Raw genomic sequence first — 19,962 nt, forward strand, 5'->3', positions numbered from 1 at the left:
CGGGGCCAGAGCACCAGTACGGCGATGGTCCCCGCCCCGATGAGGAACGCGGTCAGCGCCGTACCGGTGGTGAGAATGTCGCCGGCCAGTCCGGGCAGTCCGGCGATCTTGCCGAGTCCGCCGGACGGCTGCGCGGTGTCGGCCATGGCGTAGACCTGGCCCAGGACGAGCACCAGGCCGATGCCGGCGAGCATTCCCTGGACGACGGCGACGGAGATGGCCCGGAACCAGCGGCCGAACCCGAAGGCGCCGAGGGCCAGTTGCAGCAATCCGGACACCAGGACGATGGCGCCGAGCGTACCGACGCCGAATTCTTTGACGGCTTCGTATACGAGGACCGTGAGACCGGCTGCCGGGCCGCTCACCTGGAGCGAGCTGCCGGGCAGGCAGCCCACGATGAGCCCGCCGACGATACCGGTGACCAGACCGAGTTCGGCCGGGACTCCGGAGGCGACCGCCACCCCCACACAGAGGGGTAGCGCGACGAGGAAGACGACGAGGGACGCGGGGGCATCGGTACGCAACACGTACCCGACGGTTTTCAGACGACGCATGGGGTGTTCCTTGTCGACGCGAGGTGGGGGGTTTGGCCGGCTGGAGGCCGCGTCCGCGGTACGGGCGCGGCGCATGGGAGTTTTCACAGCGGCCGAAACGCGCGAGTGGTGTGGGAAGAGACGAGGACCTGGCCGCTTTCGACGGTGTAGAACCAGCCGTGCAGCCGCAGTCGGCCTGTCGCGAGACGCTGGGCTACGCAGGGATAGCTACGCAGGTGGGCCATCTGTGTTACCAGGTGGTGTTGGGTCACCGTGGTCGGATCTTCGTCCGCCGGTGTGTGGTTCGTTGACGGCCTGGTGGGGGTGGGGCCATGTCCGGCCCGAGACAGCCATCGTCGAACGAGGGGCAGTGATGCGACACTCGGCCGGTTCATCAGACCTTTGACGGCGCCACAGTGGGAGTGGCCGCACACCACGATCTCGGGGACGTTGAGTGCTTTGACGGCGAACTCGATGCTGGCGGCCACACCGCAGGCGGCGTGGGCCCGGTAGCGGGGCACGATATTGCCCGCGGTGCGCAATTCGAAAAGCTGGCCGGGGCGGGCACCGGTGATCAGGGAGGGGACTACGCGGGAGTCGGAGCAGGAGATGAACAGGGCGAGTGGCTGCTGGCCATGGGCCAGTTGGGCGAACTCCTGCCGCCGGTCGGCGATCGCGGCGGGGAGATTCCGGGCATGGTCGATGAGTGACTGCATGGTCGGCCTCGTGCTCGTCGTACGGATGAGTGTGCGTACGGGAAGCGTTCACAACCAGCCGGGCACACGTCAGCGACGGCGCACAGGACGCCGGACAGGAAGGTGTGGGGGGCTGGGGAACGCGGGGCCGCTCAGCAGCGGAACGTCTGCAGAGTGCTGGGAGTGGGCGTCACCGCGCCGGTGGGGTGGTGTCTGTCGCGGGCGGTCGCGGGGTGGGAATCGAGCCTGGTGCAGTGGCTTCCCCGGACAACGGCGTCCGTCTGGCCGCCGTCGGTCGCCTCCACGGCGACGGGACTGTTCTGGACCCGGCTGAGCACAGAGGCAGGATCTTGCTGATCGTCGTGGAGGCTACTGCCCGACGGCTGCACCTGGTCGAACGTCGGATGCGGACCGCTACGAACCTGGTCCTGTGTCTGGCTCGCCGCATTGGTGGTGCGAGGAGAAGTCCAGGCGTGGTGGGGGGTGACCGCGTGCACCAGGACGACGGCAACGAGCAACAGCAGAGCGGCTATTGCGCGACGTACCACCAGCACACCTCCCTCGACCGGCTGTCGTTGTGGATGCGTTACCTTCAAGGCAAACATCATCATGCCAAACTCTCCCGCCCCCTGGGTGTGAGGGAGACCATGAAACGGAACCCGTTCGTCCTTTCCTGGCGGCGAGGAGCGGGGCGCGGTTCTGTCATGAGCCCTGGGAAGAGCGACCGCGGGGCGGCGCGGGACTGCGGTGTACTGCCGGGCCGAGGCCCACGTGCCGAGCACGCTCCGAGAACCCGCGGGGGCGGTTCTCCGGGCCGCCGGAGCTGCCTCAGTGCCCGGTCGGGAAGTCGGCTGAGAGAGCGGAATGTGGCTGGTGAGGCTTGGTGTCGGCGAGTTCCGCGCGGATGAGCGCGCTGATGACCGCGTAGGGGGCTGCGGGCATGGCGGAGCTCGTGCACGGGAGATTCCCCAGCGGATGATCTGAGGCGCACCGATCCCGGGAGTGAGCGGGATCGGCCGACCGGGGGCGAACAGCGGCGCAGGACAATGCTCCCAGCGGAGGCAGCAGAAGAATGGCCTGAGAATGCCGGTTCGCGGCTCGTTTCCTCCTGGACTGTCTGTGACAGCGGCTGGAACACAAACGAGCCGGCGCACGCGCTCGCCGATCTGGCCACGCTCGTCCTGCTGGTCGACCAGCAGGGTAAGCACGACCAGGCGCGCGATCGGGACGGAGCCTGCTGTGCCTCCGGCGACGAGACGCCCGGCCACGCCCGGAGTCCGGAGGCCCGTCATGGCTGAGAAATGCTGCGGGACCGGCCCGGCGACGAACACCTCCACCCAGGGCGGCCCCGGCACCCGAGCCGCCCTCCCGTGTCTGGCCGGTGCGCGAGCCGCAGGCGTCCGCGCTCCAGGGCCCGCCCCGCCGAGGTCCGGCCGGCCGGATGAGCAGCATGCCGTGTCCCGTAGCGGGGTACTTCGCGTACTCGGTCGTCATGTGCGGGAAACAGCTGCTGATCATGGCGGGGCTGACGCGGTAGACCTCGCCCTTCGCGACAGTTCCGTCGACCACGTCCCAGTCCGGCTTGATCTTCGCCGCGGCCGGGTTGGGGAACCGCCCGGAGGGTTGTGCCGGGCACAGCCCGGGTCCTTGCCGAACGGCCCCTCGCCGGACAGATCGCCGTCGCCGGACAGGTCGTCGGCGCTGGACAGGCGAGCCGGCGCACTTTCGGGCGGCTCCCGCTGTCCGGGATGCGCGGGCACAGGTGCACGGGGATCTGATTAACGTCAAGCACGACCGCTCCCGAGACACCGAGACCGGGACGGCGTTGATGACTCCGACACAAGAGGTGGCGAGAACCATGATTGAGGCTACGCCCGCGGTGCCAAGCTATGCCGAGACACTGCGTGAACTCCCCACCGATCAGGGTGTTCTGAGGTACCACGAGGCAGGTGACGGTCCGCCCCTGCTGCTGCTCCACGGCTCGGGTCCCGGCGTGACCGGCTGGCGCAACTACCGCGGCAACCTCGCCGCGTTCGCCCGGCACTTCCGCTGTCTCGTCCTGGAGTTCCCCGGCTTCGGAGTAAGTGACCCGACGGACGAGCACCCGATGCTTGCCGCACCCAAGGCCGTGGTCCGATTCCTGGAGGGGCTGGGCTTGGACCGGGTCGATGTCGTGGGCAACTCCATGGGCGGGATCGTCGCCGCGAAGCTGGCGATCGCGCGGCCCGGTCTGTTCCGGCGCATCGTGTCCGTGGGCGGCATTGGCCGCAACCTGTTCAGCCCGTCCCCCGGCGAGGGCATCAAGCTGCTCGTGGAATTCACCGAAAATCCGTCCAGGGAAGCCCTGGTCCGCTGGATGCACTCCATGGTGTACGACCCTGCGGTCGTCACGGACGAGATGGTGGAGGAGCGCTGGGCCCAGGCCACCGATCCGGACACGCTGGCCTCGGCCCGCCGTATGTTCGGGCGCGAGGCGCTGACCGCGCTCCTCGCCGCCGATGAGGCGGGCGACCAGCCGCCGTACTGGGCCATGCTGCACAAGATCACCGCACCCACCCTCATCACTTGGGGGCGCGACGACCGGGTCAGCCCCGTGGACATGGCACTGCTGCCGATGCGCACCATGCCCAAGGCGGAGCTGCACATCATGCCCGACTGCGGTCACTGGGTGATGATCGAACAGAAGGACGCCTGGGAGAGCGCCGTCCTGGCCTTCCTCAACCGGCCGGGCGGCGACGTCTGAGGGGCGCCCGAGCGCTGGAACCGCATAGTGGACGCGGCGGCGGCTCTCGGCTCCGACACGGAGTACGAGGAGGTGGTGCAGATGCAGGAGACAGCTCGTGCCGCCGATGTGGCACTCGGCACGCGAGGGACGATACGAGATCATGCCGGCCGCGCGCTACCTGCTGGACCGGCCTCCCGAGGCGCACGACGCCGCATGGGCATGACCGGCACGATCGTGTGAAGGGCGAGGCCGCTTCGGTGGGCGGCCTCACCCCTCACACATGTACGCACGGGCGCCGGCATCAGCCGGCGGAGTTGTCCTGCGGCTCACTTGCCTCGGGCCACGCTCGGCGTGGTCGGCGAGCCGCCCGCCCGAACCGCGGTCGCTGACAGCGGCATGGAGAGGCCACCGGTCCCGGGGGCGCGGGAGTTGCTGCGGCGGCCGCAGCGACGTGGCGACGAGATCTTCGCTCACTCCGGCGGGAACGCGGTGCGCAGACCGCGGCCACTGCCCGCCAGGCGCAATGGGTTTGGTTGCGCCGGACGGCTGCACGGTCCTCGAAGGTGATCGGACGGCCGCTCTCGGCATCGCCGTGACGCGTTCCCGCTGGTGGTCGAGATGGGCAGCGAGCCGCCCCCTCGGCGGTGCCGATCACCGGCGCGGTGATGCCCAGTGGGAACATGGCCCAGAACGGCAACCGGTACAGGGTGTCCGAGCGGCCCACGCGCTCCGCTGCCTTCTCGCCCTCGGAAACCTCAACGGCATCGATGGTGCGGTAGTCGGGGACGAGGACGTCATCGACGATGACGTCCTCGCTGCCGGTTCCGCACAGGCCGGTCACGTCTCGCGCGGGTCGGCCGCGTGGCCGCCGAAGTCCCGCGGTTGCAGAAGCCGCGTCACCCCCGCCTGGCGGATGAGCTTGACACCCTGGTCGGTGAGCCTGCGCAGCGCTTCCGTCTCCTCGGCCGTCGCCGCCAGGAGCGGCGAGACCTCCTCGACTCGGCGGACCACTTCGTGCGCCATCACAACCTCCGATCCTCACCGCGAACCGGCCCTCTTGGTGCCGTCGCCCGGTCGGGCCAAACGCTAGGGGGGTTCGGCACCGGCCGTGCAGTGGGTTCCCGCTGACCGGGACCGATCCACTGGGCCGCGGGTGCCGAGAAGGGGTTTGGGGAAGTGGCGGCATGACCCGCGGCGCCGTCGTGGCGGGTGTGCGTGAGTCCCCGTGCCGCTCTTTCGGGGCGCCGTCGTGCGGTGGCCGATGTGGTCTCTCACCCCGTTGGAACCTGTCCCGCGACGGATGGTTCCACCCGTGACCGGCTTTTGACCCCGCCGTCCCGGTCAGCGGGAGCGGGCCTTTCTGGGCCGTCGTCCCATTCGCACGATGACGGCCAGGAGTGACGCTGAGGGGTCGGCAGGACGTGACGCCGCAGCCACGTGCCGCGTACAGATGGAGGAGCGATGGCAACAGTCGACTCGGACGACGATGTCCGCGTCATCGAGACCGGAACACCCCCCACCCGATACGCCCACGGCCGGCATTGCCCAGGCCTGGCCGACACGTTCCGGGATGGCAAGCCGCACGCTGTGCAGGCTTTCGGTACCAAGCTCGTGGTCTTCGCCGACAGCACGGGCAAGTCCAACATCCTCAACGGCTACTGCCCGCGTATGGCCGGCGCACGGGGCCCGCTCCCGGACCCGGAGCGGACAGCCAACGTGCAACCCCTGGTGTGCCAGAGCCGCGCCACCGCAGTGCTGGTGCGCAAGAGCAGCCTGGCGCAGACCTCCATGCAGTGGCCCGACAGCGCCGAGGGCAGCGCGGAGTTCGCCGAAGCGATCGCCACCCGCGGACGACCCCGGACCCCGGTGATCCCCACCTGCACCCGGCTGCGGGCGACGATCGAACGGACCCTACGGAACGGAGCGCCGGCGGTGGTCGACGCGTGAGCGGCGTGGTCCGCACGCTGCGTGTCGCCGAGGTGACGCCGGAGACGGCCGACGCCGTCTCCGTCTCCTTCGAGACCGAAGCCGGGATTGCCGATGAACTCCGTTACAAGCCGGGCCAGTTCCTGACCCTGCGCATACCAGGGCCGGACGGCTGGGTGGCCCGCTGCTACTCCCTGTCCAGCGCGCCGGGCGATTCCCGCCCGACCGTCACCGTCAAGCGGGTGCCGGGCGGCCTCGCCTCCAACTGGATCTGTGACCGGCTGCGTCCCGGTGACACCATCGAGGTGCTGCCTCCGGCCGGCCGGTTCACCCCCGCGCCGGGCCACCGCGACCTGCTACTGCTCGCGGCAGGCAGCGGCATCACCCCGGTGATGTCGATTCTGCGGTCCCGGGTCCGGGAGGGCGGCAGTTCCGTTCTGGTGTATGCCAACCGCGACGAACGGTCGGTCATCTTCGCGGCCGAACTGCGCCGTCTGACCGAGGAGTACCCGGACCGGGTCCAGGTGGTCCACTGGCTGGAGACCCTGCACGGGCTGCCTGACCTGGGTCGTCTCACGGCCCTGGTCCGAGCCTGGGCCGGAGCCGACGCCGCGTTGCTGTGCGGGCCGAAGCGGTTCATGCACACGGCGGCCGAGGCGCTGGAGGCGGCCGGCATGGACCGCTCGCGGGTGCTGTCCGAGGAGTACCAGTCGCTGACGTCGAACCCGTTCGCGGAACTGTCCGCGGCGCCCGCGCCACCGCCCGCCGACGAGGCGGGCGCCGGGACGCTGACCGTCGAACTCGACGGGGAGCGCCGGACATTCCCGTGGCCGGCCCGCACCACTCTTCTCGACCTCCTTCTCGCCCAGGACCTCGACGCACCGTTCTCGTGTCGGGAGGGTTCCTGCAGCGCCTGCACCTGCCGGGTGGTCGGCGGCGAAGTGAAGCTGCTGCGCAACTCCGTGCTGATGGAGGAAGACCTCGCCGAGGGGTACGTCCTGGCCTGCCAGGCGGTGCCGCTCACTGACCAGGTGGAAGTCGTCTACGACTGAGCCGCCCGGCTCCCCGAACACCGAAGGAGTTCCTATGCTGCCCAGTGCGAACATACGGACGTTCCGCACCGTCCTGGGACAGTTCGCCACCGGAGTGACCGTGATCACCGGTCTGGACGGTGACGAGCCGGTGGGCCTGACCTGCCAGTCGTTCTCCTCGCTCTCCCTCGATCCGCCGCTCGTCCTGTTCTGCCCGGGGCACAGCTCCACGAGCTGGCCACGTATCCGCCCCTCCGGCCACTTCGGGGTCAACATACTGGCCGAGGACCAGCGCGAGGTCTGCAAGGCGTTCGGCAGTACCTCCGCTCCCAAGTTCGACGCCGTCGGCTCGCGCCGCTCACCAGGCGGGACCGTCATCCTGGACGGGGTCCTCGCCTGGCTCGGGTGTGCCATCGAGGCCGTGTACGACGGCGGCGACCACGCCATCGTGGTGGGCCGGGTGCGCGAAATGCGCGTCGAGCGCAAGGAAGCGCCGCTGCTCTACTTCAAGGGAAGTCATGACATACCAGGCGCCAACCTGATGGCAAGCGCCCGCTGACAGCGTCGCGGGCCGCAGGGCGTCCACCTCGACGATCCTTTCCGCCGGCGGTGGCACTGCCGCAGCCCTGCGTCCGGACACCCAGCCCACCGTCATGCGTCCCTGACCCGCACGTCTACCGCACCACTGGAGGTTGCCATGACACCACCCGCCCTTTTCGGACCAGCGAGGCTCGGCCCCCTGCCGCTGCGCAACCGGTTCATCAAAGCGGCGACGTTCGAGGGCATGAGCAAGGGGGCGCTGGTCAGCGATGAACTGATTGACTTCCACCGCCGCCACGCCGCGGGCGGCGTGGCCATGACCACTGTTGCCTACTGCGCCGTAGCCCCGGAGGGCCGAACCGAACGCGATCAGATCTGGATGCGCCCGGAGGCCGTTCCGGGGCTGCGCCGACTCACCGATGCGGTGCACGCCGAGGGCGCGGCGGTCTCGGCGCAGCTCGGCCACGCGGGCCCGGTGGCAGACAGCAGCTCCAACGGCGTGCCGGCCCTCGGCCCTTCCATCGTGCTCAACAAGCAGTCCCTCCGACGGGTACGGCGGGCGAGCCGAACCGACATCGCACGCATCACCAAGGCCCACGCCGATGCAGCACTGCTCGCCGTCGAAGCCGGCTTCAACGCGGTGGAGATCCACCTCGGCCACAACTACTTCGCCAGCTCCTTTCTGAGCCCCAGGATCAACAAGCGGAAGGACGAGTACGGTGGCACGTTGGAGGGCCGTGCCAAAGTCGCCCGCGATACTGCCCGCGCGGTCCGGGACGCCGTGGGTGACCGCGTCGCCATCCTGGCCAAACTCAACATGGACGACGGCGTTCCGGGCGGACTGTGGCTGGACGAAAGCCTCCAGGTGGCCCAGTGGCTGGAGGCCGACGGCAGTGTGGATGCCCTCGAACTCACCGCGGGCAGTTCGCTGCTCGACCCCATGTACCTGTTCCGGGGCGAGGCGCCACTCACGGAATTCGCCGCCGCGATGCGTAATCCGATCGTCCGTCAGGGCGTGCGCATGGTGGGCAAGCAGTTCATCCGCAGCTATCCGTACCAAGAGGCGTATCTGCTGGAAAGCGCCCGGCAGTTCCGTGCCGCGCTCGGCCTGCCGCTGGTCCTGCTCGGCGCGGTCTCCCTGCGGGAGACCGCGGAGCGGGCCATGGCCAAAGGCTTTCAGTTCGTGGCGATGGGCAGGGCACTGCTGCGCGAACCCGACCTGATCAATCGTATGGAGAGCGAGAGCGGCACCCGGTCTCTGTGCATCCACTGCAACAAGTGCATGCCCACCATCTTCAGCGGCACGCACTGTGTGTTGGCGAACGCTGACGGGAAGGCCATCGGCTGAGGCGGCCACGCGCTTCGCGGTCAGCGTGCAGTCGGCGTCCTCCGGCGGATCCGGGCCGGCGTTCTTCTTGCTGGATCCGGTGCCGTCCGTCATGCCGCTGGAGATCGAGCCGGGCGCGACAGCTACGACACGCAGACCCTGCTTGCTGTACTCCGAGGCGAGTGCGTGGGTCATCGCCAACCAGAACATACCTAACTGAAATAGCTTCCGAGCTACGGGAGGATCGCCATGTCCGTCGAGTTGCGCAGGGTGCTCGGAACGTTCGCCAGCGGGGTCGTTGCCGTCACCGCCATCCATGACGAGAAGCCGGTCGGCATGGTCTGCCAGTCGTTCTCGTCGCTCTCCCTCGACCCGCCGCTGGTGCTGTTCTGCCCGGGCGAGGCCTCGACGTCCTGGCCGAAGATCCGAGCCGCAGGCAGGTTCGCGATCAATGTGCTGGCGGCCGACCAGCGCCGCCTCTGCGACGCTCTCGCCGGGCCCCGCAAGTTCGACGGCCTCGACTGGCGCCCGGGGGTCAATGGCGCACCACTGCTGCCCGGCGCGCTCTCCTGGATCGAGGCCGACCTCGCCGACGAACTGCCCGGCGGCGACCACAGCATCGCCGTCGGCGCCGTCACCGCCTTGACGGCTGAGGGTGACGGCGCTCCGCTCCTCTTCTTCCGCAGTTCGTTCAGGACCCTGACATCTGTTCCCGGCGGAAGCGACCGAGTCCCGCGCGACCTGATCGGCGCACTGAGCGGAGACCGCTGGTTCTGATCCGGCTGTCTCCTGCGTCGGGGTCGCCGGCCCCGGCGGCCAGGTCCCAGCGCGCGGCCGATGTGTGCCGATGATGCATGGGGGTGGTGTCCCGTTGGATCCGAGCAGTGCCGGCGCTCCTGAACAGTGCCGGGCTGCCCTGCGTGTTTCCGCCGGGATCACTCCACCGCCGGTTGTCCCGGCTGAACTGACCAGAGGGGCCAAGGGGCCCGGTCGATCACTTCAGCCGGGAACGGGTACCTGACGTCCGAGCGAGTTGCTTCTTGAGGCGGGCGTAGGCTCCGCCCGTAGGCTGGGGGCGAGGCTGGGCCGCGAGGGCGTCCAGGTCGTTCAGCATGTGCTGGGCCAGGTCGCGCTCGGACTCGTAGTGCCGTTCCGACCAGCGCAGGACCATCTCGGGATAGGCCCAGTCGGAGACCTCGGCGGCGGCTTCGGCGTCGATCGCGGAGAGCTTGCGCATCTTATCGGCGTAGTCCCGGTGCTGTTCGATGACCGCGCGCAACTTCTCGGGCTCCATCAGGTGGCCGAGCCACACCCGGAGCATGACGCCGTGCTTGAGGATGGGCGGCTCGACCGGGGCGTCCCGGGCCCACCGTGTGACAGCCTCCCGCCCTTCGCCGGTGATCGTGTAGACGCGCTTGCCGCGTGTGCTCTCGGTCAGCTCGACGCGCGACACCGCATAGCCGGCCCTCTCAAGTCGCTTCAGCTCGCTGTAGATCTGGCTGTAGGACGGGCTCCAGTAGAAGAACTTCAGGCTTGAGTCGGCCCACTTCTTGAGGTCGTAGCCGGACAGTTCCTCTCCGAAGGAGAGCAGCCCGAGGACCGCCCAACTGGTCGGCGGCAGGGTGGGTGATTTCTCAGTCACCCCTGAAGGCTACCGAACCACGATGAAGCGGCAGCGCTATATATCTGTTAGAACTATTCCTGGTCAAATATCAAAAGGTCACTCCGGCCGGGCCTGAACGGTGGCGAGTACCGGGCGTCACGAAGTCTCGCCGGTGGCCGGCCGCGCGCATCCGCCGTGAAGGACTGCCGTCCCCCGGCGGGAGCCGTCCCCCGGCAGGCCGTCCAGGTTGCGCGGCATCCACTCGGCATGGCCGTGGCCCACACATGCCGGCGCTTGCCTGGGTCAGCGCGCCTGTCGGCGGACCCGAAATGAGAAACCCTCCCAGCCAGCGGGAGACAGGGCAGTGTCAGTACGTCAGACGTCCCTAGGGTCAACCGCATGCTGACACAGGACGACCGGCGGCGAGCGGCCGATCTGCTGCTTGCCGCCGAACTGCGGCGGACACCGATCGCGCCACTCACTGAACTGTTCCCGGCGATAGACGCGGTCGACGCCTATGAGATCCAGCTGATCAACATGCGTCGACGTTTCGAGACCGGAGCCGTGGTCAACGGGCACAAGGTCGGTCTGTCGTCGAAGGCGATGCAGCAGATGATGGGCGTCGAAGAACCTGACTACGGGCACCTGCTCGCCGAAATGGAGCTACGGCAGGACGTCCCTGTCGTGGCGGCCCGGTACTGCTGTCCGCGCGTCGAGGTCGAGGTCGGCTTCGTTCTCGGTAAGGACTTGCCCGGCGACGGCTGCACCGTCGAGGACGTCCTCGACGCCACCGAGCGCGTCGTCCCCGCCCTCGAACTGATCGACAGCCGGATCAGCGACTGGAAGATCGGCCTGGCCGACACCATCGCCGACAACGCGTCCTCGGCCGGATATGTGATCGGAGAGGGCGTCGCCCCGGACAGTCTCGACCTCACAGCGATCGAAGCGACCCTCTACCGCGACGGCGAGCACGTCGTCGCGGGCCGCTCCGACGCCGTGCTCGGCAACCCCGTCACCGCCGTCGCCTGGCTGGCCGGCAAGGTTGCCTCCTTCGGGGTCCGGCTGCACGCCGGGCACGTGATCCTGCCAGGCTCCTGCACTCGCGCTATCGACGTCGCCGCTGGTCAGACGTTCACCGCCGAGTTCACCGGCCTCGGTTCCGTCTCGCTCACCTTCACGTAAAGGAGCGCCCCGTGGCCAAAGCCACCGCGGCCATCGTCGGGCCCGGCAACATCGGCACCGACCTGCTCTACAAGCTGCTGCGCAGCGACCGCATCGAACCCCGGTACATGGTCGGCGTCGATCCGGAGTCCGAGGGCCTGAAAAGGGCCGCGCACCTCGGCCTGGAAAGCAGCCACGAGGGCATCGACTGGCTGCTTTCCCGTACCGAACTGCCCGATCTGGTCTTCGAGGCCACCAGCGCCTACGTGCACCGGGCCGCGGCCCCCCGCTACCGGGAGGCGGGCATCCGGGCGATCGACCTCACTCCGGCCGCCGTCGGACCTGCCGTGGTACCCCCTGCCAATCTCACCGAACACCTCGACGCGGACAACGTCTCGCTGATCACCTGCGGCGGGCAGGCGACGATCCCGATGGTCCACGCGGTGTCGCGGGTCGTCCCGGTCGAGTACGCGGAGATCGTGGCCTCGGTGGCGTCGCAGAGTGCGGGGCCGGGCACCCGCGCCAACATCGACGAGTTCACCAAGACCACCCGGTGCGGCATCGAGGTGATCGGCGGCGCCCGCCGGGGCAAGGCGATCATCATCCTCAACCCGGCCGACCCGCCGCCCCTCATGCGTGACACGGTCTTCTGCGCCATCCCTGCCGACGCCGACCGCGACAAGATCACCGAGTCGGTCCACCAGATCGCCGCCGATGTCGCTGTCTACGTACCCGGCTACCGGCTGTGCGGCGATCCCCAGTTCGACGACCCCACCCCGGTCTCCGGCGGGCTCGCCCGGGTGGCGATCTTCCTGGAGGTCGAGGGCGCGGGGGACTTCCTGCCGCCCTACGCGGGAAACCTCGACATCATGACGGCCGCCGCCACCAAGGTCGGCGAAGAGTTCGCCAAACGCATCGCGGGAGCCTGACATGCCTTACAACAACGAGTGGGACATCCGCGTCACCGACTCGTCCCTGCGCGACGGCTCTCACGCCAAGCGCCACCAGTTCACCGTCGAGCATGTCGTGGACATCGTCTCCGCCCTCGATGAAGCAGGCGTGCCCGTCATCGAGGTCACCCACGGCGACGGTCTCGGGGGCTCCTCCTTCAACTACGGATTCTCCAAGACGCCCGAACAAGAGCTCATCAAGGCCGCGGTGAAGACGGCTCGTCAGGCGAAGATCGCGTTCCTGATGCTGCCCGGGCTCGGCGTCAAGGAGGACATCCGCGAGGCCGCGGACAACGGAGCGTCGATCTGCCGGATCGCCACCCACTGCACCGAGGCCGATGTGTCGATCCAGCACTTCGGTCTGGCTCGCGAACTGGGCCTGGAGACCGTCGGCTTCCTGATGATGTCCCACAGCCGGCCGCCCGAGGTGCTCGCGAGGCAGGCGCGGATCATGGCCGACGCCGGCTGCCAGTGCGTGTACGTCGTCGACAGCGCGGGCGCCCTGATCCTGGAACAGACCACCGACCGGATCGCCGCCCTGGTCGCCGAACTCGGCGACGACGCCCAAGTCGGCTTCCACGGGCACGAGAACCTGGGCCTCGGCGTCGCCAACAGCGTCGCCGCCGTCCGCGCGGGCGCCCTCCAGATCGACGGCTCCGTCCGCAGGTTCGGCGCGGGCGCGGGCAACACACCCGTCGAGGCGTTCGCCGCAGTCTGCGAGAAGCTCGGCCTCCGTACCGGCATCGACGTCATGAAAATCGTCGACGCGGCCGAGGACGTCGTCCGCCCCGTCATGGACGACGAGTGCACCTTGGGCCGCATGGAGCTCATGATGGGGTACGCGGGTGTCTACTCCAGCTTCCTCAAGCACGCCGCCCAGCACGCCGACCGCTATGGCGTCTCCGGCGCGGAGATCCTCGTCCGCGCCGGCCGGCGCAACCTCGTCGGCGGGCAGGAGGATCAGCTCATCGACATCGCTCTGGAGATCGCCGGGCAGGGCTGACGCCCCCGGCCGCCCAACGGGGTCGGTGCAGCCCTCACATCCAGCCGCTGCGCTGCGTCCAGGCGACCATCCCGCTCAGCGTCCGTGAGCGAGCTCGTTGATGCTGCCTTCCACTCCGGAGCGGACCGAACAGCGGGCCTGCCATTCGGGTGTCTGTTGCTCGGCGCGGACGCGGAGTCGCAGATCGCGGAGTTCACGCGGGGGAAAGCCCAGGGTTCGGGCGCTGTCGGCGGTGGTCGTGCAGCGGGTGCGGCCGGACAGGGGCGGTACTGGCTCTTGGTGAACGGTGCCACGATGCGGGCCGTCGGGTTGTAGGCCGAGACGACTGCGACGGCTGAGGGCGGCAGCCCGCCGTCCTCAACGGTGCGCCGGCGCAAGCGGCCGGCCCCGCCGCGGCAGTACTTCTGCACAATGATCTGCCGCAGGCCGGCACGTACGTGAAATCGATGCGGCAGCGAACTGCCTCGGCCGCCTGCCGATCCGACAGACCGGGCAGGAACCGCAGCACACGGTGGCCGGCTGAGCGGGCGAGGAGACCCGGACGGCCGTCACGCGGATACCGGTCGGCGAAGTCCTCGTCACGCCACAGCCCGCCCAGGCGGTCTCTCACTCACATCGCCGTCGTGCCACCCGGGTTGCTCGCCCGCGCCATCTGCACCGTCAGAGAAGGCACTTGCTCACCAGAACGGGCATGGAGCGACAACGGGCACCTCGACAACTGCGTCGTCCTTGAACAGAGCCGAGCATGCCCGTTGATCCTGCCGCCCCGCCGGGGATCCCCAAGATCCCCGGCGGAGTCGGGCTCAGCGCATCCTCGGGCCGGACCAGACCTGGCCGGCCCGGTCCGGTCGTGGTGGTTCCGCCGGCGGGACGGGGCCGCGGTGCCCCGGGACGAACAGCGCGTGCCGGGTCTGGCGCGCTGTGACCAGCAGTGGCGGGATCAGAGCCTGCAGCTTGATCCGGCTGGGTGCGCCCGCGAGGGAAATGGCGGCGATGGCACGGCCCGTGGCATCCCGGAGCGGCGCCGCGACACAGACGATCCCCCGGTAGTTCTCCTCGCGGTCGAAGGCCACACCGCGTTCACGGATCTGGGCGAGTTCACGGCGGAACGCGTGGGGATCGGTGATGGTGAAAGGCGTCCGGGCGGGCAGGCCCGCCTTGAGGATCTCGTCCAGCTCGTCCTCGTCGGCGAAGGACAGCATCGCTTTTCCCGCGCTGGTGCAGTAGGCGGGCTGGCGGCCGCCCAGGCGTGAGGGAATGCGGTTGTCGGGAGAGCCGCCGATCTTCTCCAGGTAGACGATCTCGTGTCCGTCCAGGATGGAGAGGTGGACCAGGGCACCGGTGCTGCTGTGCAGATGGTGCAGATAGGGGAGTGAGGCGTCGCGGAGCCAGTTCTGATGGGTGGCGAGCGCGCCCAGCTCGATCAGCCTGAGGCCGAGCCGGTATTTGGCACCCGTGCGCTCCAGTCCTTTGAGCTGGACGAGTTGGTCGAGGATCCGGTGCACCGAGGATCGCGGCAGGCCTGTGCGGCGCACCACGTCCATCAACGACAGCTCCGGCGTGGACGTGTTGAAGGAATACAGGATCAGTGCGGCCCGCGCGAGCATCGAGCTGCCGATGTCGGGCCTGCTGGCGGCGGGGACTGCCATGTCGAGCTCCTGTCCGTCCGGTGGGTGGAACCGACCGGCTTTCCCGATCTTGAACGCGGCGCCCGCATGGCTGGACATCATCGACGGGCACTCGGTCTCCCGCTGAGCGGGATGTTCTTATTCCTAATAGGAACACCCCGCTTAACGTATTCGCAACGGGTCCGTGAGCTGGCTCACAGGACGTACGGAGTAAGGAGCGCGAATTGAGCGAGCAAGTATTCGAGGTCGTCCGTTCCCTTGTCCCGGTCATCCGCGAGCGGGCCGCCGAGGCGGAAGCAGCCCGGCGGGTTCCCGAAGCGACGATCGAGGAGCTGTCCGACGCCGGCTTCTTCCGGTTGCTGCAGCCGAAGCGCTACGGGGGACTGGAAGCCGACCCTGTGCTCTTCTACACCGCCGTCAAGGAGATCGCTGCCGCCTGCGGCTCGACCGGCTGGGTCGCCTCGGTCGTCGGAGTCCACTCCTGGCAACTCGGCTTGTTCCCGGACGAGGCGCAGCATGAGGTCTGGGGCAATGACCAGAGCGCCCGCATCTCCTCCTCCTACGCGCCGACCGGCCGGATCACGCCGGTCGACGGCGGCTTCAAAGTCAGCGGCCGCTGGAGCTTCTCCTCCGGCTGTGACCACGCCCAGTGGGTGTTCCTGGGAGGCCTGATCCCGGGCCCCGACGGCACCCCCGTCGACATGCGCACCCTCCTGCTGCCCCGCACCGACTACAAGATCGACGACGTCTGGGACACCGTCGGCCTGCGCGGTACGGGCAGCAACGACATCGTGGTCGAGGACGTATTCGTCCCCGAGCACCGGACTCTCAGCTTCGCGAACACGAGTGCTCTGGACTGCCCCGGTAACGAGGTCAACACCTCCCCGCTCTACCGGCTCCCGTTCGCTGCCATGTTCACCACGACGATCTCCGCCCCGATCGTCGGCATAGCGCAGAACGCCCTCGACGCCTACCTTCAGGCCACGAAGGAACGCATCCGCCTCTCCTACGGCGGCCAGAAGGTGGCCGAGGACCCGCACGCCCAGGTGCGCATCGCCACCGCCGCCAGCGAGATCGACGCCGCTTGGCTCCAGCTCTCCCATAACATCGCCGAGCAGCTCCGGCTGACCGAGGCGGGGGAGGATCTCCCGCTGAAGCTCCGCCTGGCCACCCGGCGTGACCAGGTGATGGCCACTCAGCGCGCGATCAGGGCCGTCGACCTGCTGTTCGAGAACGCGGGCGGGCGCGCACTCAAGGCCGGCAACCCGGTCCAGCGGGCCTGGCGCGATGCCCACGCGGGCCGTGTCCACGTCGCCAACGACCCGGAGCGCGCGCTCGCCATGTACGGCCAGGGCGCGCTCGGTCTCGAAGTGACGGACGTGATGCTGTGACTGAGGGAACCGCGAAGAACGGCCTGTTCTACACCGAAGAGGGTGACGGAAATCCGCTGATCATGCTGCATGGCGGCGGGCCCGGCGCGTCCGGGGTCAGCAACTTTGGCGCCAATCTGCCGGTGTTCGCCGAGCGGTTCCGCACCCTGCTGGTGGACCAGCCCGGCTACGGCCGTTCGGTGAAGCCCGAACGCTTCGAGAAGCAGTTCTTCACCGCCGCCGCGGCAGCGGTCGTCGAGCTGATGGATGAACTGGGCATCGACAAGGCCCATGTCCTGGGCAACTCCCTGGGCGGCGGCACCGCCGCCCGGATGGCGATCAACCATCCGGACCGGGTCGACAGGCTCGTCCTCATGGGCCCGGGTGGTGTCAGCCTCAACGTGCTGGCCGCTGACCCCACCGAGGGCATCAGGCGGCTGTTCGAGTTTTCGGCGGGCCCGACCCGCGAGAGTCTCGTCGCCTTCCTGACGGCCCTCGCCCACGATCCGGCACTGGTGACCGAGGATCTCATCGCCAAACGCCTCGCCTCGGCGACCGACCCCGAGACCGTACGCGGCAATGCCGCGATGGCCGCGACCTTCGCGAACCCCGCGATGGCCGAGGAGGGAATGCTCTGGCGCGAGGCTTACAAGATCCGCCACGAGACGCTGCTGACCTGGGGCCGCGAGGACCGCGTCAACCCCTTGGACGGCGCGCTCGTCGCCCTGAAGACCATCCCGAACGCGCGGCTGCATGTCTTCCCGCATTGCGGCCACTGGGCGCAGACCGAGCGTTTCGACGAGTTCAACCGTGTCGCTCTCAACTTCCTGGAGTCCTGAATGATCACTTCCCTCGGTTACCTGCGCTTCGAGACCGCCGACCTCGAAAAGTGGCGTTCGTTCGGCGCCGAGGTGCTCGGCCTCGAGACCGTCACCGGTCCGGACGACAACGCCCTGTACTTCCGGCATGACGAATACGCCAACCGGTTCACTTTCCTGCCCGGCGAGAGCGACCGGCTGCTGGCCGCCGGCTGGGAAGTCGCCAACGCGGCGGCATTGCGTGAGACCGTCGAACGGCTGGAGAAGGCGGGTCACACCGTCACCCCTGGCACCGCGGAGGAGGCCGCCGACCGTCGTGTCGAGGCACTTGTCCACGTGAACGACCCCAACGGCAACCAACTGGAGATCTACTACTCCCCGGCGATGAACCACGCGCCGCAGGCGAACCTGTACGGCAACAAGTTCCTGGCAGGGAACCTCGGGCTCGGCCACATCGTACTGTCGGCCGCCGACATCGAGGCGTCCTTCTCCTTCTACACCGAGCTGCTGGGCTTCCGCCACCGCGACTCCCTGCGCTTCCCGGCCGTCGCGATCGGTGGGCCGGAAGGCCAGCAGAACTGGGTGCGGTTCCTCGGCGTCAACCCGCGCCACCACAGCCTCGGCCTGTGCGAGGCCCCGATGCCCGGCATGATCTTCCACTTCATGCTGGAGCTGTCCAGCCTGGACGAGGTCGGCCGCGGCCTCGACCGCATCCAAAAGGCGGGCTACGAGGTCCAGCAGTCCCTCGGCCGCCACACCAACGACAAGATGGTCTCCTTCTACGCTGCCACTCCCGGCCCCTTCCAGGTCGAGTACGGCTGCGACGCGATCCTCGTCGACGACGCCACCTGGACCGTCAAGGAGATCACCGAGGACGCCTACTGGGGACACAAGTGACCTTGCCGGTCCCACTGGTCACCGGTGACCGCCGCGGCGCCGGAAAAGGCGTCGCGGCGGTACTCGGGGATGCTGCCCACTCCGAGCTCCTCGGTCACAGAGGCTGGAGGCTCATCGCGGCGGAGCCGGCCGAGGGATACGGAGTCACCGATCCGGGCGGGGCCGAGCCCGTCTGCGGCCTGACGGCTCGGTGATCGAGGGCCTGTACGCCACCGGCAACGTCTCGGCCGCCGTCACGGATGAGACCTACCCCGGACCGGGCTCGACGCTCGGACCGTCGATGACCTTCGGCCATGTCGCTGCCACCCACATCGCTGCGCAGGGAGTCAAGAAATGAAGCACCGCGTCATCGAGGCGGCCCCGCCGCCCGCCAGGTTCGCCCGCGGCTGGCACTGCCTCGGCATCGCCGAGTCCTTCAAGGACGGCAAGCCCCACGCCGTCGAGGCGTTCGGCACCAAACTCGTCGTCTTCCAGAGCGGCGACGGAGAGCTGAAGGTCCTCAACGGCTACTGCCCACACATGGGTGGCGACCTCACGCAGGGCACGGTCAAGGGCGACGCCATCGCCTGTCCGTTCCACGACTGGCGGTGGGACGGCGACGGCAAGTGCGCCGGCATCCCCTACGCCAACCGAGTCCCGCGCGGGGCCCGCACCCAGGCGTGGCTGACCCTGGAGCAGAACAAACAGCTGTTCGTCTACCACGACCCGCAGGGCAACCCGCCGCCGCCCGAGGTCACCATTCCCCGGATCGAGGGGGCGTACAGCGACGAGTGGTCGTCCTGGACCTGGAACCAGCTGCGCGTGGACGGTTCACACTGCCGGGAGATCGTCGACAACGTGGTGGACATGGCGCACTTCTACTACGTGCACTACGCGCTGCCGACGTACTTCAAGAACATCTTCGAGGGGCACGTCGCGACCCAGTACTTCGACGGTGTGTCCCGCGAGGACGCCTCCCTCGGGCTGGTGCCGGGCGCGGAGACCCAGAAAATCACCCAGCGCTCGGAGTCGGCCTACTACGGGCCGTCCTACATGATCGACTACCTCTGGAACGAGGCGTCGGGCATGACCGTCGAGACCGTGCTGATCAACTGTCACTACCCGATCTCCGACAACGGCTTCATGCTCCAGTGGGGAGCGATCGTCAAGAAATTCCCGGGCATGTCCGACGAAGACGCGGACGCGATGGCCGCGCAGGTCGCCGAGGGTGTTGGGCTCGGGTTCCTGCAGGACGTCGAGGTCTGGAAGAACAAGACGGCCATCGACAATCCGCTGCTGTGCGACCAGGACGGGCCCGTCTACCAGTTGCGGCGCTGGTACCAGCAGTTCTACGTGGACGTTGAGGACGTCACGCCCGAGATGGTCAACCGGTTCGAGTTCGAGATCGACACCGCCCGGGCGGTCGACGCGTGGGAGAAGGAGGTCGCGGAGAACGTCGCCAACGGCTTCTCCTACTCCATGATCCCGCAGTCGGCGCGGGGCTAGGCATGCAGGAGGTCGGCTGCCGGACCTGCAGAACACGAGTCCTGGTCCAGAAGAACAGCCTTCCGCACACCAGCGTCCAGTGGACGACCGATGCCGCCGTCGCCTGCGAGGAGATAGCCCTGCGAGTGGCGGACGGCGAGTACGCGGCGCGCGTGACGCACTGCGGTGCGCTGCGCGCGTCGATCCAGCAGGCGGTGCGCGAAGGCCTCGTAAGGGTGCCCGAGAACGACTGAACCGCTGCGTCTCTCCGTTGCCGAGGTTGTCCGTGAG

20 protein-coding genes and 2 pseudogenes are annotated in these 19,962 nt (G+C 68.6%); 15 read left to right on the forward strand and 7 right to left on the reverse strand.

Annotation, left to right across the window (positions count from 1 at the left end):
• The 3 genes from CU044_RS19505 to CU044_RS19515 form a co-directional block, all read right to left on the reverse strand.
• On the reverse strand, positions 1 to 554 hold a 554-nt coding region (locus CU044_RS19505; RefSeq protein WP_193564007.1), incomplete at its 3' end, for a SulP family inorganic anion transporter.
• Between the two features lie 83 nt (positions 555 to 637).
• Positions 638 to 1,249, reverse strand: coding sequence for a carbonic anhydrase (locus CU044_RS19510; protein WP_129770012.1), 612 nt, complete (start codon positions 1,247 to 1,249; stop codon positions 638 to 640).
• 131 nt (positions 1,250 to 1,380) lie between these two features.
• Positions 1,381 to 1,839: a hypothetical protein gene (locus CU044_RS19515; RefSeq protein ID WP_165371941.1), complete on the reverse strand. Its 459-nt coding sequence runs from the start codon at positions 1,837 to 1,839 to the stop codon at positions 1,381 to 1,383.
• Between the two features lie 1,247 nt (positions 1,840 to 3,086).
• On the opposite strand from CU044_RS19515, the gene CU044_RS19520 reads away from it, so the two are divergent.
• Positions 3,087 to 3,971, forward strand: coding sequence for an alpha/beta fold hydrolase (locus CU044_RS19520; protein ID WP_129770014.1), 885 nt, complete (start codon positions 3,087 to 3,089; stop codon positions 3,969 to 3,971).
• 819 nt (positions 3,972 to 4,790) lie between these two features.
• On the opposite strand, the gene CU044_RS19525 is transcribed toward CU044_RS19520, so the two are convergent.
• Positions 4,791 to 4,976 carry a hypothetical protein gene (locus tag CU044_RS19525; RefSeq protein WP_129770015.1) on the reverse strand — a complete coding sequence of 62 codons (186 nt, stop codon included), beginning with the start codon at positions 4,974 to 4,976 and terminating at the stop codon, positions 4,791 to 4,793.
• 438 nt (positions 4,977 to 5,414) lie between these two features.
• On the opposite strand from CU044_RS19525, the gene CU044_RS39580 reads away from it, so the two are divergent.
• The 4 genes from CU044_RS39580 to CU044_RS19545 all read left to right on the forward strand — a co-directional run bounded on the left by CU044_RS39580 (position 5,415) and on the right by CU044_RS19545 (position 8,798).
• Positions 5,415 to 5,900, forward strand: coding sequence for a hypothetical protein (locus CU044_RS39580; protein WP_240045705.1), 486 nt, complete (start codon positions 5,415 to 5,417; stop codon positions 5,898 to 5,900).
• Positions 5,897 to 6,931 (forward strand): ferredoxin--NADP reductase, encoded by a 1,035-nt coding sequence (locus CU044_RS19535; RefSeq protein ID WP_129770016.1) that lies wholly within the window; start codon positions 5,897 to 5,899, stop codon positions 6,929 to 6,931. The genes CU044_RS39580 and CU044_RS19535 overlap by 4 nt, the downstream gene beginning before the upstream one ends.
• 34 nt (positions 6,932 to 6,965) lie before the next feature.
• On the forward strand, positions 6,966 to 7,469 hold the full coding sequence (locus CU044_RS19540) for a flavin reductase family protein (protein WP_129770017.1): 504 nt from the start codon (positions 6,966 to 6,968) through the stop codon (positions 7,467 to 7,469).
• Between the two features lie 138 nt (positions 7,470 to 7,607).
• Positions 7,608 to 8,798 carry an NADH:flavin oxidoreductase gene (locus CU044_RS19545; RefSeq protein WP_129770018.1) on the forward strand — a complete coding sequence of 397 codons (1,191 nt, stop codon included), beginning with the start codon at positions 7,608 to 7,610 and terminating at the stop codon, positions 8,796 to 8,798.
• 21 nt (positions 8,799 to 8,819) lie between these two features.
• Here CU044_RS19545 and CU044_RS39585 read toward each other — a convergent pair.
• Positions 8,820 to 8,975: pseudogene (locus tag CU044_RS39585) on the reverse strand (short-chain dehydrogenase); the annotation flags it as partial.
• Positions 8,976 to 9,026: 51 nt separating this feature from the next.
• Here CU044_RS39585 and CU044_RS19555 point away from each other — a divergent pair.
• Positions 9,027 to 9,554: a flavin reductase family protein gene (locus CU044_RS19555; RefSeq protein WP_129770019.1), complete on the forward strand. Its 528-nt coding sequence runs from the start codon at positions 9,027 to 9,029 to the stop codon at positions 9,552 to 9,554.
• 217 nt (positions 9,555 to 9,771) lie between these two features.
• Here CU044_RS19555 and CU044_RS19560 read toward each other — a convergent pair whose 3' ends face one another.
• Positions 9,772 to 10,419 carry a PadR family transcriptional regulator gene (locus tag CU044_RS19560; protein WP_129770020.1) on the reverse strand — a complete coding sequence of 216 codons (648 nt, stop codon included), beginning with the start codon at positions 10,417 to 10,419 and terminating at the stop codon, positions 9,772 to 9,774.
• Positions 10,420 to 10,779: 360 nt separating this feature from the next.
• Here CU044_RS19560 and CU044_RS19565 point away from each other — a divergent pair, with 360 nt between their 5' ends.
• The 3 genes from CU044_RS19565 to dmpG are packed head-to-tail and all read left to right on the forward strand — an operon-like array spanning position 10,780 to position 13,494.
• On the forward strand, positions 10,780 to 11,562 hold the full coding sequence (locus tag CU044_RS19565) for a 2-keto-4-pentenoate hydratase (protein WP_129770021.1): 783 nt from the start codon (positions 10,780 to 10,782) through the stop codon (positions 11,560 to 11,562).
• Between the two features lie 11 nt (positions 11,563 to 11,573).
• Positions 11,574 to 12,470 carry an acetaldehyde dehydrogenase (acetylating) gene (locus CU044_RS19570; RefSeq protein WP_129770022.1) on the forward strand — a complete coding sequence of 299 codons (897 nt, stop codon included), beginning with the start codon at positions 11,574 to 11,576 and terminating at the stop codon, positions 12,468 to 12,470.
• 1 nt (position 12,471) lies between these two features.
• The gene (gene dmpG / locus CU044_RS19575) at positions 12,472 to 13,494 is read left to right on the forward strand and encodes a 4-hydroxy-2-oxovalerate aldolase (RefSeq protein WP_129770023.1); all 1,023 of its coding nucleotides are present in this window, start codon (positions 12,472 to 12,474) and stop codon (positions 13,492 to 13,494) included.
• An 803-nt stretch (positions 13,495 to 14,297) separates the two neighbouring features.
• On the opposite strand, the gene CU044_RS19585 is transcribed toward dmpG, so the two are convergent.
• On the reverse strand, positions 14,298 to 15,143 hold the full coding sequence (locus CU044_RS19585) for an IclR family transcriptional regulator (protein WP_129770024.1): 846 nt from the start codon (positions 15,141 to 15,143) through the stop codon (positions 14,298 to 14,300).
• A 203-nt stretch (positions 15,144 to 15,346) separates the two neighbouring features.
• On the opposite strand from CU044_RS19585, the gene hsaA reads away from it, so the two are divergent.
• The 6 genes and pseudogenes from hsaA (at position 15,347) to CU044_RS19615 (ending at position 19,925) form a co-directional block, all read left to right on the forward strand.
• Positions 15,347 to 16,513: a 3-hydroxy-9,10-secoandrosta-1,3,5(10)-triene-9,17-dione monooxygenase oxygenase subunit gene (gene hsaA, locus CU044_RS19590; protein WP_129770025.1), complete on the forward strand. Its 1,167-nt coding sequence runs from the start codon at positions 15,347 to 15,349 to the stop codon at positions 16,511 to 16,513.
• Positions 16,510 to 17,331, forward strand: coding sequence for a 4,5:9,10-diseco-3-hydroxy-5,9,17-trioxoandrosta-1(10),2-diene-4-oate hydrolase (gene hsaD / locus CU044_RS19595; protein ID WP_240045707.1), 822 nt, complete (start codon positions 16,510 to 16,512; stop codon positions 17,329 to 17,331). The genes hsaA and hsaD overlap by 4 nt, the downstream gene beginning before the upstream one ends.
• Positions 17,332 to 18,207, forward strand: coding sequence for a VOC family protein (locus tag CU044_RS19600; RefSeq protein WP_129770026.1), 876 nt, complete (start codon positions 17,332 to 17,334; stop codon positions 18,205 to 18,207).
• Positions 18,208 to 18,379: 172 nt separating this feature from the next.
• Positions 18,380 to 18,544, forward strand: a pseudogene (locus CU044_RS19605) (FAD-binding protein); the annotation flags it as partial.
• Positions 18,541 to 19,692, forward strand: coding sequence for a Rieske 2Fe-2S domain-containing protein (locus CU044_RS19610; protein WP_129770028.1), 1,152 nt, complete (start codon positions 18,541 to 18,543; stop codon positions 19,690 to 19,692). The pseudogene CU044_RS19605 and the gene CU044_RS19610, both read left to right, overlap by 4 nt.
• Positions 19,693 to 19,694: 2 nt before the next feature.
• Entirely contained in the window at positions 19,695 to 19,925 is a 231-nt protein-coding gene (locus CU044_RS19615; RefSeq protein ID WP_129770029.1) for a hypothetical protein, read from the forward strand.
• Positions 19,926 to 19,962: the final 37 nt, after the last annotated feature.

Source organism: Streptomyces sp. L-9-10, from assembly GCF_004151105.1.
Lineage (GTDB): Bacteria > Actinomycetota > Actinomycetes > Streptomycetales > Streptomycetaceae > Streptomyces.